This is a genomic window from Gordonia terrae (assembly GCF_051789125.1).
Taxonomy (GTDB): Bacteria; Actinomycetota; Actinomycetes; order Mycobacteriales; family Mycobacteriaceae; genus Gordonia; species Gordonia terrae_A.
Window position 1 is genome coordinate 1953395 of the sequence record NZ_CP196526.1, and the last position, 12327, is coordinate 1965721.

A 12327-nucleotide genomic window follows, 5' to 3' on the forward strand; every position below is an offset into this window, starting at 1 on the left:
CACGGCTTCGGTGCGTACGGGATATCCATCCCGACGAACCTCCAAACCATCCCGGGGCGGCGCCCGGCGGATCAGAGCCCGACGGCGCGCGCCGGGCCGGTGCCGTCGTCGAACTCGCCCTCGGTGGGCTCCGCCAGCGGGGCGAGCGCAGCGCCGACGCGCAGTGTCTGTACCACCTCGTCGACGAATCTCCGGATGGTCCGGTGCGCGGCGAGGGTATCGGGGTGCCGGGTGCGGATGGCCAAGCCCCCTTCGGTGCGTGAAATCCAGAACTGGGCGTCGTCGGCGGTGGTCGCGTTCGAGATGTGGTGGGCGTCGATGGCTGCGTGACTCTGTGCTCCGGGCAGGAAACGGTAGTCGACATAGGACACCATGAATATGTCCGCGCGATCGCGCCGGAGGCCGCCCATCGCCGCGATCACCTGCGGGACGGGCACCTCGCCGAGCCGGACGGCCCGGCGCAGGTCGGGGCCGACCCGCCGAATCGTCTCCACGAGGTCGCCGGTACTCACCACCCGCAGCGGGGCGTTGGTGGTGAACCAGCCGACGGCGTTGCGCCACCGCTCTTCTCGGCGGGTGTGCATCGGGAACAGCAATGCCAGCTCGGGCCCGCCGCCGCACCGCCGCACGGCGTCGGCCATCGCGGCGAGGGTGCCGCCGAACAGGCTCGAGCCGTTGCTCCGGCACAGGACGTCGAACCGCGCGGTCGCGGCCGGTCCGAGCAGCGTGCGCACCTCCGCGGCCTGGGGCGCGACCTCGCCGGCAGGGACCCCCAGGTCGAGCGGGAAGGTCGGCAGCGCGCCGTCGCGGTCGTCGAAGAACCGCAGCCATCCCCGCATCCGCGGGTCGCCGAGCCCGACGGGCGCGGCCTGCGATTCCTCGGCACAGAAGTCGATGAAATCGCCGCTCATCGGGAGTTCCCCGATGTCGAACGACCCGGGTCGCCGGCGGAAACCCTCGTAGAGCCGGTGCAGGTCGTCGATGACGATGGAGATCGAATAGGCGTCGACATGGCAGTGGTCGAAGCCGCAGATGATGGTCGACTCCCGGTCTCGGTCGATCGCCGCGAGCAGGTAGGCGGACGAACCGAGCGGATGGCAGGCGGCGTCGAGGGCCTCGCGGAGCCGGTTCCTGATCTCGGCTCCACTCGACGCCTCGGCGAGTGTCTGCGCTCGTAGCTCGAGGTGCCGCGGGTCGTGGACGGACCTCTCGACGCCGTCCGCGCGCACCGCGAACGACGATCGCAGGGTGCCGTGCCTGTCGATCAGGGCGCGATAGGCGAGCCCCAGGGCTGGGCGGTCCACGCGTCCGTCGACGGTGAACGCGGCCGCCAGCCACGTACTCGCCTCGCCCGCTCCGGCCAGGTGCACCGACTGATTGAACGACGGCGGGACCGCGGACGGTCGCGGGGCCGCGGACGTGTGCACGGTCCAGGCGAGAAGTTCCCCGCCTCCGGGTGTGTACCGGTCGATCGTGGTGACGTGCACGTCTCAGGCTCCCTTGCGCAGATGCTGGGCATCGCGGACCCCGGCGCGCTCCGGGGCCACGATCGACCGGTCCCCGTCGCGGGCGACGTCGGCAAAGATCTCCCGGAGATGGTCGTAGTAGGCCCCGGCCCGGGAAAGGGCGAACGGTGTGTCGGGAACCTGGCTACCGAGGTACAGCTCGTCATGGTCACGGTTGATCCACGCCGAGGCGTTCGCCGTCCGTCCCTCCCCGGTGAAGAGCGCGCCACGCCGGAAGGCATCGCGGGCGGTCCCGGGAAACCACCGGAAGTCTATGTACGAGAGCAGGTTCGGGGCGGTGATGATCTCGTTCGGGGTCGCCCCGGCCGCCGCGATCGCGGCCAGTGCGGCGGCGACCGGCACGGTGGCGAGATCACGCGCGCGACGGCGTGCGGCATTCGCCGCCGGGATCAGCTCGGCGAACGTCCCAGCGTTCGCGACCGAGAAGTCGACGGGGGCGAAGTTGCAGAACCAGCCCTGAGCGGTGGCGAAACCGTCGAGTGCGGCCCGGGTGTTGAACACGGTCATCCCGTAGTAGTCGTCGGCACCGGCCATCTCGCGGTCGGCGATGGCGAGGGCCGCGTAGATGCCGTCCACGAAACGGCCGCCGGCCGCTCGGCAGGCCGCATCGAACGCGGTGATCGCGGGGGCGTCGAGCAGCGTCAGTTCGATGCCGGTCACCTGGGCGGTCTCGCCCGGACCCAGGCCAAGGTCGAGGGGGAACCGGGGCATCTGCAGGTCGTGGCGGAGGAAGACGTCCTGCCATGCACGCGTGAGGGGCGTCCCGCCGAGATGCTCGGTCGTCATGGCCTCTTCGATGCGGGCGTAGTCGAAGTAGCCGGGCGTCTCGTGTACGGCATCGAGCTCTCCCGCGCCGTTCCCGGACACGAGCTCGTCGTAGAGCTGGGCGATCTCATCGAGCGCGAGCGCCTGCGATGCCCCGTCGGACAGCGCGTGGTCGCATGCCAGGTAGATCGCGAAACCACCAGGCCGGCTGATCGCGCCGAATGCGAAGCCGGGGAAGGAGTCGCTGGGTGTCTCGCGGTCGAACCGGTCGGTGATGTACGGGTGGATGTCGTCGGTCCGTGTGAGTTCGTCGTCGACGGTCGCCTCGAACTCGATCTCCACCGGATCGACGACGTGTGCCACGACCTGCCCGTCCCGGCAGACGAACCAGGTACGCAGGGCCTCGTGGCGGCGAACGAAGATCGCGAGCGCTCGTCCGAGCGAGCCGACGTCCAGATCCCCGTCGATCTCGGTTCCCGACCCCAGATATCCCCGGTGCGTGCGACCGGCGGCGCGCGCCACGGCCGCGCCGCGAACGTGGTTCTGGGTGAGAAAGGTGACGGGGCCGGGATGCGCGGGCGCCCGGCGGGACGCCTCCCGGCACCGCTCGGTGGGATCGAAGCGCACGGCGGTCCCCGGTTGCGGACGCCAATGTCCCATGGCCGTGATTCTCATCGGATCTCCTCGTCGGGTTCGGCAGGAAGCCGTGCCGGTGGCCGGCTGGTGGTGAGCTCGGTGGCCCCGTCAGGCGGGACGGGCGTCGTCGACGGCGTCGGGCGGCGCGTACGTCGTCCGGGTGTAGGCCGACAGCGGTAGCCCGCTGCCCTCGGTGGCCAGAATGCGCAGAACCGACGAGTAGGTCGCGACGAAACCCCGGATGCTGTCGTCGGCGGGATCATGACCGGGATAGCGCGCCGACAGGGTCATCCCGCTGGGCACCCGCGCGATCCACATGTAGACCTCGCGGTCCGATCGCGAACTGCCGCGGAGGATCTGGGCGCGTGCAGCGTCCCACTCCGAGGCGCCCGGGACGTGCCGGACGTCGAGGTAGGACACCACGAACTCGGGTTCGCCCGCGGTCTCGAGCAACTCGACGATTCGCTGGTAAGGGAAAGCGGGGAGGTGGCGTACGGCATCGATCCCGGCCGCGGTCGCGGTGAGGGCGTCGGCGAACGTGGTCGCGGAGGTCAGGTCGATCTCGAGAGGGGCGAGCCCGACGTACCATCCCACCGAGCCGGCGTATCGAGCCTCGTGGCGCGTGTGCATCGGCATCGTGACCCGCAGGGTGTCGCGTCCCGTCATCTCTCGGTAGGTGACGGCGAGTGCGGCGAACACCGCGGTCTGCGTTCCATGTCCGGCCGCGCGGGATGTCGCGCTGAGGAAGGTCGCCGACTCGTCGGTCGCCACGAACTCGGAGACCCCGCGCTGACGTGGCGCCCGGCGCGGTCTGCCCGTCTCGAGGCGGGGGCGCACCAGCGGCAGGCCGAACTCCGGGTAGTCCTCGGACCTGTCCAAGAACTCGCGCCAGCGTGCGACGGCGGGGTGATCCGCAGTCAGGCCGCGTCCGATCGTACGGTCGTGCGCACTGAAGTCGAGGTGACTGCCGACGGCCGGCAATCCGGCGTCGAGCCCGCGCCGGGCAGCGAGGTACAGCCGTCGGATCTCGCTCATGCTCAGCATGATCGAGTAGGCGTCCATCACCATGTGGTCGGCGGCGAAGACCACGGCGAATCCGCTCCGGCCGGTGGCGGCGATGGTGGCGATGAGACAGTGCGGCCAGCGGGTTGGCGCGAGGCGGGCACCGAAGGTCTCGGTGAGCAGTGCGGTCACGGATTCGGGAGTGGCGATGTCGCCGACCACGTCGTCCCGGACGTCGAGGTGCCGCCCACGGTAGGTGCGCCGCGGATGATCGGGGTCGGGTGCTTCCGCGTCGATGCCGGAGTACAACGCCTCGTGTCGGGTCAGCCAGGCACACAGGCATGACCGCAGGGTATCCGGATCGAGCGAGTCTTCGATCTCGAAAACTGCTCCGAGCCAGCAGTTCTCGGCTCCCTCGGCATCGGCGACGGAGCGCGCTGCGAGTGCCGTCTGATCGTGGGTGAACGGGCGCGGGTCCGCCTGCCAACCCGCCGGATCGGCGTCGGTGGTCGGCGTCCAGAGTGTCACGGTGCCCGCGGGCACCGGGTAGTCGGACAGCTCGGTGAACTTCATGTTCCGTGATCCATGCGTGGGTCGTCCGTTCCCGGGCCGGGAAGCACGCCATGCGGCGATGACATGGCCCCCCGGCCCCATGAGTCCTGATCTGAGACAACAGAATCGCGCGTACTCCGATGCACACGCACGGCCGGGACGGATTCTCTTACGAGAAGTGTCCTCGAGACTGCTCGGATGTGTCGGTGCCGCCTGCGTCTATAGCGAGACTAAATGCATTGCCGGGCAACCCGCATGGCCTGCGACGGGTGACCTTGCTCACCTGGGACCCACCGGAGTGGGCCACGGCTCGTGGTGTCGATACTCCGATAAGTGACTGTGTCAGTGGCGAATTCAGCTGATCGGTGACGATATGGGCGGCCTGCGATTCCGGCTCGTTGCATCCGTGTAAACGTCGGATGACACACTCGTCGACGGCTCGGCCGGGACTGATCGCGGAAGTTGCCGTTGTGCTGCAGGTTTGGCGAAAAGTGTTGGCTTGCAGGCCTGAATGATCGATGGGCGCGTGCCTTGCGGGCCGCCATGGGCTCGCCTACCGTGGGGCGGAGCGGGCGAACCGGACATCATGCCGGCGCGCCCGGACGCGGCACCGGCGACTCGGTGCAGGTGGATGACAGTGTCAGGCAATGTCTTCCCGTTCTGATGTCTCCACACATGGCGCGTATCCGCGGCAGCAGTCAGGTCGTCGGTGCGCACGTCGTCAGCAAGTATCGGGGGTGCCATGTCATCGACCGTCCCGGCCATCGAGGCCTGCGGTCTCAGCAAGAACTTCCACGGCGCACCAGCCGTCGACGCGGTGGACCTCCACGTGCCCGCCGGCCGGGTCTTCGCCCTCCTGGGAACCAACGGCGCCGGTAAGACGACCACCGTGCGCATGCTGGCGACACTGCTGCGTCCCGATGCCGGGACGGCGCGCGTCTTCGGTCATGACGTGGTCCGGGAGGCGACCGCAGTGCGCTCGCTGATCGGCGTCACCGGTCAATATGCGTCCGTCGACGAGGACCTCACCGCACGCGAGAACCTGATGATCTTCGGCCGGCTGGTGGGGTCGTCCCGCCGGCGGGCGCGCATACGTGCCGACGAACTCCTCGAGGAGTTCGGCCTCGCCGCGGTGGCGACCCGGCGCGTCGGACACTTCTCCGGTGGTATGCGCCGCCGACTCGATCTGGCCGCGTCCCTGATCACCCGCCCGCGCCTGCTGTTCCTCGACGAGCCGACCACCGGACTCGATCCCCGTACCCGGGCCCAGATGTGGCAGACGGTGCGCGACCTGGTGGCCCGGGGCTCGACGGTGTTGCTGACCACCCAATACCTCGACGAGGCCGACGAACTCGCCGACCACATCGCCGTCATGGACCGCGGCAAGGTGGTGGCCGACGGCACCGCCGACGAACTCAAGGCGGGAGTCGGCGACATGAGCGTCAAACTCGCCCTCGCCGACGCGGAAGACCTGCCCGCCGCGGTATCGGTGTGCGCTCCGTTCACCACGCGCGGGGACGTCGCCGTCGAGGCGGGGGTGCTGGCCCTCCCCATGGACGACATCGACCCGCTCGCGGATCTGCTGACCGCACTGCGGGTTCGCGGGATCGCGCTGACGTCGGTGAACGTGGTGCGGCCGACGCTCGACGAGGTGTTCTTCGCGCTGACCGACGGATCCGGCCAGATCGGATCGATGAACACCGAATCGAGGGGAGTCGCGATATGACCACCGGCTCAGTGCGCGACAGTCCGCTCGCCGACGGCGACACCGCGGCCGGGGTGTACGACAGGGTTCCCGTGGGGTCGGCGGTGATGCAGTCGCTGACCATGACGCACCGTGGCCTGCTGAAGATCAAACACAATCCGCAGCAACTCTTCGACGTGATCGTGCTGCCGATCGTGTTCACGGTCATGTTCTCGTCGATCTTCGGCGGCGCGATCGCGGGCGACGTCGTCGGGTACCTGCCGTTGCTCATCCCGGGTGTCCTCGTGCAGGTGTGTGTCGCCGCGTCGGTGGTCACCGGCGTGCAGTTGCGAGAGGACCTCGACCGAGGGGTCTTCGACCGCTTCAAATCGCTTCCGATCGCGCGGATCGCGCCACTGGCAGGCGCGCTCACGGCCAACACCATGCGCTACGTGGTGGCCTCGGCCATCACGGTGTGTGTGGGCGTGATCATGGGTTACCGGCCGGCCAGTCCCGTCGGGGTCGCGATCGCCTGCGTGCTGATCGTCGTGGTGGCCTTCGCACTCAGTTGGGTCTTCGCGCTGCTGGGCGTGCTCCTGGACAAGGCGTCGACGGTACAGGGCGTCTCGATGCTCGTCCTCATGCCGATCACGTTCGTGTCCAACGCCCTCGTCCCGATCGACACCATGCCCGGCTGGCTGCAGGCGTGCGCCTCGGCGAACCCGGTGTCCCATCTCGTGTCCGCGGCACGCGGACTCGCGGCGGGGGAGAACGTCGGCGCCGACATCGCCTACACCCTGGTGGGCGCCGCGGCCATCCTCGCCGTCGTCGTGCCCGTGACCCTGCGGACCTACATGCGCCGGACCTGATCGCGCCCGGTGCCCCGTTCCAACCAGACCCTTGCGATCCCGTGCAGGAGGACACCCGTGAGCTCAGCCGTCCCGGCGGACGTCGACCGGACCGATATCGCCACGCCGATCACATTCTCGGTCGTCGTGCCGATGTACAACGAGGAAGACACCATCGGTGACTGCCTCTCTCGACTGGTCGCGCAGCTGGACTCGATCACCGAGATCCTGGTCGTGGACAACAATTCGACCGACATGTCCCGCGCCGTCGTCGACCGGATGCGGGTGCGGTATCCGCAGATCCGAATCGTCGACGAGGAGCGTCAGGGACTCGTCCACGCCCGTAACGCCGGCCTCGACGCCGCGGCCGGCGACATCGTCGCCCGCATCGACGCCGACACCCGGGTGCCGGAGCACTGGGCACGCACCGTCGTCGACTTCTTCGGTGCCGACCGGGATCACCGATGGGCCGCGCTCTGCGGACGCGGTGAGGCCTACGACGTCCCGCTGGAGGGCAGGTTCGATCGCTGGAAGACCCGGTTGCACCCGCTGAATCGCCTGCGCCGCGACCGGGTCGTCAGTGAGATCCCCGTGCTGTACGGGTCGAACATGGTGCTGCGGCGCGAGACGTGGGCGGTGATCCGCGACCGGGTCAGCATGCGCCGGGACATCTTCGAGGACGTGGACATGGGTCTGTGCGTCGGCGACGCCGGGGGACGCAACGCGTTCCTCCGAGGCCTGACCGTCGGGGTGTCGCCGCGGCGGATGGAGACCGGTATGCGTCCGTTCGTGCGCTACATGTGTTTTCTCCCTCGGACGTTCTGGCTGCACCGGCGGTACGGTCTCGCGGCCGGATCGGCCGCCGTCTACGTTCCGGCGATCACAGTCGCGCACGCGTTGCGGCTCATGATGTTACGGACGTACGACCCTCGGACGGGACGCATCGATCCCCGGAATCTGTTGCGGGGTGGTCCTGATCGGGTTCTGCCGTGAGCGTGAGCGATGTCCGTCGGATAGAGAGCGTCAGCCGGCGGTGACGGTTTCGACGATGTCCGCCGCGGAACGAACTGCTTCGGCGGCGGGGATCAGCCGGCCCCGGAGGTCGTCGGCCCGCTGTCGGAATGCCGGCGCGAGGATCGTTTCGAGTGCTGCGACAAGCGAATCGGTGGACACCCGGGTCATCGGGAGTGAGGCCCCGACATGAGCGTCGGTGAGTACTCGACCCCAGATCGGCTGGTCGGCGCCTTTCCAGGTCACCAGGGTCGGCAACCCCGCCCGCAGGCCGGCGGCCACCGAACCCGCTCCGCCGTGGTGCACGGCGGCCCGGCACCGCGGCAGGATCACATCATGGTCGATGTGGCCGACGACACGGACGTCGGTGCCCAAGTCCGTCGGGGATGTGGGCGCGCCGGCCATGAAGCCGCTCCATCCGCCGGAGACCAGCAGGCGGATGCCGAGACGGTCCGCCGCGGTACGGAAGGCGTCGGCGAGGCGGTCCGGGTTCGCGGGCAGCATGCTGCCGAATCCCACGTACACCGGCGGGTCGCCCGCGTCGAGCCAGTTCCGGAGCTCATGGTCGAGATCGCCGTCTCCCACGCCCGCTCGCTGCGCGGCGGCGAGGGTGAAGAACCCGACCAGTGGTCGAGCCGTACCCCATTGCCGGACAAGGTCTCCGAAGAGCGCCGGATCGTAGGCCTGGATCTCGGGGACGCCGGTGCGCGCGATGAGCTCGGAGTACGTCGTCGTCAGGCGCGGCAACCCGAGATCGGCCCGCAGGGTGTTCTCGGCGGAGCGGGTGCCCAGCCACAGGGCGCGTTCGGCGGCGCGCCAGCTCAGGTCGTTCACCATGGCCGGGGCGCGGACTCCGAGGTGGGCGAGGAGCGAGACCGAACCGTTGCGTCTGATCGGGCAGTAGTGCAGGGGGATGTGCGGTATCCGAAGGACGCTGGAGACATTGTGTGCGCGTTCTTGTCCGGCGCTGCTCGCAATGATCGCGTCGGCGCCACCGGCCACGTCGAGGAGTGTGCGTTGCATCTCCCGGCCACCGCGGACCGACATCGCCGACACCGCACGGAGTCGAGTGCGCGGATTGCGGGACCGCAGGTCGGCGTGAACCAGTTCGGAGTCGAGCAGGTCGCGAGTGCTCTCACCGTAACGTTCCGTGGGAATTCCTGCACCAGAACAAAATTCGTACAGGTCCGGTGGGGCTGCGAGGGTCGCCGAGTGTCCGCGCGCCATCAGCTCCGCCGCCAGCGCGACGGCGGGTTGCGCGTCGCCACGACTGCCGTTGACCGCGATCACGAACCTCAACGTCGGACCTCCCACGTACGTGTCGAATCGGGGAGTCGTCCCCGTCTCCGCCCGGGCGGCGGCCGAACGGGACCGATTCTAGACACGACCCGCCGACGGTGCTCGCCGGCCGCGGCGCGGGCATCCGGGAGGCCGGCATGAGAATCGCGATGGTGGTCAACGGAACCCGCGGCGACGTGCAACCGGCGGTGGTGTTGGCCCATGCCCTCGCCCGGCGAGGACACGAGGTCCGGATCGGGTTGCCGCCCAACACGATGCATCTGGTGGAAGAACTCGCACCCGACACCCGGACCCCCGACCCCCGGGCCCTCGACGTGCGTCGGCTCGGTCTCGACACCCGTGCGCATCTGGAGGCGGTGGCGCGCGGTCGTGAACGTGCGGGCCGCAACCCCGTCCGGCGCCTGCGTGTGCTGGCGGGGTTGCGGGACATCGGATGGCACCAGTTGGTCGGGGACATGGCCCAGGTCGTCGACGGCGCCGATGTGATCGTCACCGGACTCGTCACCGAACAACCGGCGGCGGCGTTCGCCGAGGCCGCCGGGGTGCCGCTCGTCTCGGTTCACCACGCCCCGGTGCGGCGGAACGGGCACGTCGGTCCGTTGCCAGGACAGCTCCCTGGTTCGTCCGGCGTCGCCGTGCGGGCTCAGTGGCTGCTCGTCGATGCCGCGTTCGGGATGGTGTCGCGTGCACGCGAGGCCCGGCTGCGCGCCGAGCTCGGACTGCCGACGGTGTCGACGCCCTACGCGGCGCGTCTACGCGCGCTGCCAGGCGTCGAGCTGCAGGCCTACGATCCGCTGTTCGGCGTCGGGGGCGACCGGCGGTGGGACGCCGACAGCGTGTCCCGCCGCCGCCCGTGCGTCGGCTTTCTCGGGGTCATGGCGCGTGAGCGGTCCGGTACCCGGGAGGGCGGTGCGACCTCGGGGTTGGCGGAGTGGCTCGACGCCGGCGAGGCGCCGATCTACATCGGTTTCGGGAGCATGCCGCTACGCAGGCCGGAACGCGCGCTCGCCGCGTTCGCGGAAGTCGGCCGCCGGCTCGGTCGGCGGGTGTTGGTCTGCGCCGGGTGGAACGACGTGCCATCGGTCGCCGGGGGCGCCGCGCTGTCCGACGACCTCCGGATGGAGGCCCATGTCGATCACGGCACCGTGCTCGCCCGGTGCGCCCTGGCCGTCCACCACGGCGGGGCCGGCACGACCGCCGCGGCACTTCGTGCCGGAACTCCGTCGGTGATCTGCTGGTACGGCTCCGATCAGCCCTTCTGGGGCGCGCAGTTGACGCGTCTGCGGGTCGGTCTCGCGATGCCGATGACCGCCGCGGCAAGAGACTTCGATGTCGACCGCATCGTCGCTGCCGCCGGGGCCATGCTCGCACCCGATGTCGCGGACCGCGCACGCCGGGTCGGCGATGCTCTCATCGGTCACGACGCGGCGGTCGAACACGCCGTGCGCGAGATCGAACGGCAGGTGACAAGCTCGACGGGAGGGGAGTCTGCCGTGGGTGAATCGTCCCCGCAGACGTCATCGCATCCGCGCGTACCGGCGCGGCCCGAAGTGAAGGTGGATGTATGACGACGACGACGTCGCGCACGGGACGACGCGCAGGCGGGAAGATCGATGACGGCGAGCGCCTCGCGTCCGAGGACGCCCCGTTCTGGTTCGTGACACCCGCGCTCGGGTGGTCGGTCGTCCTCCAGATCGTGTGGGTTCTCGATGACGAGGTCTCGCTGGAGGCCTTGACCGCCATGAACGCGGCGCTCGGCCGCGGACGACTGCACCGCATGCTCGTGCCCCCGACGGTGTTCGGGGCCCGTCCGCGCTGGGTTGACGCACCGGACAGTCCCCAGCTCGCCGCGGACACCCACCCGGTCGCCGCGGCCGACATCGACGCGTGGGCGACCGCTGAGATGTCGACGGTCCCGCTCGACGCCGAGGGGGCGCGGTGCTGGCGTCTGCGGGCGGCACCGACCGAGGGCGGCGGGACGGTGGTGTCGCTGTGCACGCTGCACGTGGTGACCGACGGACGCGGCATGCTCGCGGCGGCCGCGGAAGCCGCGGCCGCCGCGGGAGTACCGCTGACCGCGCCCGCGGTCACGTCGAAGCCCACCGATGTCGCCCGGAGATCCGGGAGCCCGACGCCCGACCCGGCCCCGCCGACCGGGTGGCGGCGCCGACGCAGGGCGGACCTCGCCGATGCCGGATCGCAAGCCCTGGCGGTTGTCACGGGTCTGGTGCGCGCGGCGCTGGAGCGGCGCCAGAGCGGCGGGCTCGAACCCGATCCGCGTCCGGTCCGCCCGCCGATCGCCGAACGATCCCCGGCGGCCCGATCCACGTGGGCCACGGCGACGGTACCGGCCGTGGAGTGGGACCGGGTCGCCGCCGAGCACGACGGCACGTCCAACACCATGTTCATCGCCGTCGTCACCGGTCTGCTCCGATCCAGCGGTCATGCGCCGTTGCCGAAACCGATCAAGGTCGGCGTCCCCGTCGACCGCCGAGAGGGTGAGGAGGACACCCGATCGAACGCGATCGCGGGGGTCTCGGTGTTCCTCACCGACGACCCGGTCGCGGGGGGCGATCTCGGTGGGATCCGCGCCGCCTGCAAGGCGGCGTTCGTCCGGTTGTCGCAGGGTCGGCGCGCGCCGCACATTCATCTCCGGCCGCTGGCCTGGTTCCTGCCTCCCTCGGTGATCGTCAAGGTCGTCAGTGCCGGGAACGGTATGCCGGACGCGGTGATCTCCAATCTCGGCGACGTACCGCCGGAGGCGATGGTGATCGGTGGCGTGCCCGTGCGCAAGGTCGCCTTCCGTGGGATGGCGCAGGGCGTCGACCCGGCTGCGGTGCACCGGTTCGGCGACGGTGTCCAGTCTTGGATGGTGCGCACCCGGGATCAGGTGACCTTCACCGTCCTCGGTTGCGACGAAACGAGTTTCCCATCCGACGCCGTGGTGGCAGACCTCCTCGATCGTGAACTCGACGCCTGGGGTCTGTCCCACGAGATCTGGTGA

At 69.9% G+C, this 12327-nt stretch carries 9 protein-coding genes; 5 read left to right on the plus strand and 4 right to left on the minus strand.

Annotated elements, in window-relative coordinates; translation table 11 throughout:
- Positions 1-71: 71 nt before the first annotated feature.
- The 3 genes from ACSUZC_RS08915 to ACSUZC_RS08925 all read right to left on the minus strand — a co-directional run bounded on the left by ACSUZC_RS08915 (position 72) and on the right by ACSUZC_RS08925 (position 4502).
- On the minus strand, positions 72-1487 hold the full coding sequence (locus tag ACSUZC_RS08915) for a condensation domain-containing protein (RefSeq protein WP_439032472.1): 1416 nt from the start codon (positions 1485-1487) through the stop codon (positions 72-74).
- Positions 1488-1490: 3 nt separating this feature from the next.
- Positions 1491-2966 (minus strand): condensation domain-containing protein, encoded by a 1476-nt coding sequence (locus ACSUZC_RS08920; protein ID WP_439032473.1) that lies wholly within the window; start codon positions 2964-2966, stop codon positions 1491-1493.
- Between the two features lie 69 nt (positions 2967-3035).
- Positions 3036-4502, minus strand: a complete 1467-nt coding sequence (locus ACSUZC_RS08925; RefSeq protein ID WP_439032474.1) for a condensation domain-containing protein — start codon at positions 4500-4502, stop codon at positions 3036-3038.
- A gap of 721 nt (positions 4503-5223) precedes the next feature.
- On the opposite strand from ACSUZC_RS08925, the gene ACSUZC_RS08930 reads away from it, so the two are divergent.
- From ACSUZC_RS08930 to ACSUZC_RS08940, 3 genes are read left to right on the plus strand one after another with little or no spacing between them, the layout of a single operon-like run.
- Positions 5224-6207: an ATP-binding cassette domain-containing protein gene (locus tag ACSUZC_RS08930; protein WP_439032475.1), complete on the plus strand. Its 984-nt coding sequence runs from the start codon at positions 5224-5226 to the stop codon at positions 6205-6207.
- Positions 6204-7034, plus strand: coding sequence for an ABC transporter permease (locus ACSUZC_RS08935; RefSeq protein ID WP_439032476.1), 831 nt, complete (start codon positions 6204-6206; stop codon positions 7032-7034). The genes ACSUZC_RS08930 and ACSUZC_RS08935 overlap by 4 nt, the downstream gene beginning before the upstream one ends.
- 57 nt (positions 7035-7091) lie before the next feature.
- On the plus strand, positions 7092-8006 hold the full coding sequence (locus tag ACSUZC_RS08940; protein ID WP_439032477.1) for a glycosyltransferase family 2 protein: 915 nt from the start codon (positions 7092-7094) through the stop codon (positions 8004-8006).
- 30 nt (positions 8007-8036) lie between these two features.
- Here ACSUZC_RS08940 and ACSUZC_RS08945 read toward each other — a convergent pair whose 3' ends face one another.
- Positions 8037-9314: a glycosyltransferase gene (locus tag ACSUZC_RS08945; protein ID WP_439033050.1), complete on the minus strand. Its 1278-nt coding sequence runs from the start codon at positions 9312-9314 to the stop codon at positions 8037-8039.
- A gap of 146 nt (positions 9315-9460) precedes the next feature.
- Between ACSUZC_RS08945 and ACSUZC_RS08950 the strand changes: the two genes are divergently transcribed.
- Complete coding sequence (locus ACSUZC_RS08950) at positions 9461-10891, plus strand: glycosyltransferase (RefSeq protein ID WP_439032478.1); 1431 nt, start codon at positions 9461-9463, stop codon at positions 10889-10891.
- A complete protein-coding gene (locus tag ACSUZC_RS08955) occupies positions 10888-12327 on the plus strand; it encodes a hypothetical protein (RefSeq protein ID WP_439032479.1) in 1440 nt (479 codons plus the stop codon). The genes ACSUZC_RS08950 and ACSUZC_RS08955 overlap by 4 nt, the downstream gene beginning before the upstream one ends.

Coding starts and splice junctions, on each gene's coding strand:
- ACSUZC_RS08920 (WP_439032473.1), bottom strand. CDS start 2,966: ATGAGAATCACGGCCATGGGACATTGGCGTCCGCAACCGGGGACCGCC.
- ACSUZC_RS08935 (WP_439032476.1), top strand. CDS start 6,204: ATGACCACCGGCTCAGTGCGCGACAGTCCGCTCGCCGACGGCGACACC.
- ACSUZC_RS08950 (WP_439032478.1), top strand. CDS start 9,461: ATGAGAATCGCGATGGTGGTCAACGGAACCCGCGGCGACGTGCAACCG.
- ACSUZC_RS08955 (WP_439032479.1), top strand. CDS start 10,888: ATGACGACGACGACGTCGCGCACGGGACGACGCGCAGGCGGGAAGATC.
- ACSUZC_RS08925 (WP_439032474.1), bottom strand. CDS start 4,502: ATGAAGTTCACCGAGCTGTCCGACTACCCGGTGCCCGCGGGCACCGTG.
- ACSUZC_RS08930 (WP_439032475.1), top strand. CDS start 5,224: ATGTCATCGACCGTCCCGGCCATCGAGGCCTGCGGTCTCAGCAAGAAC.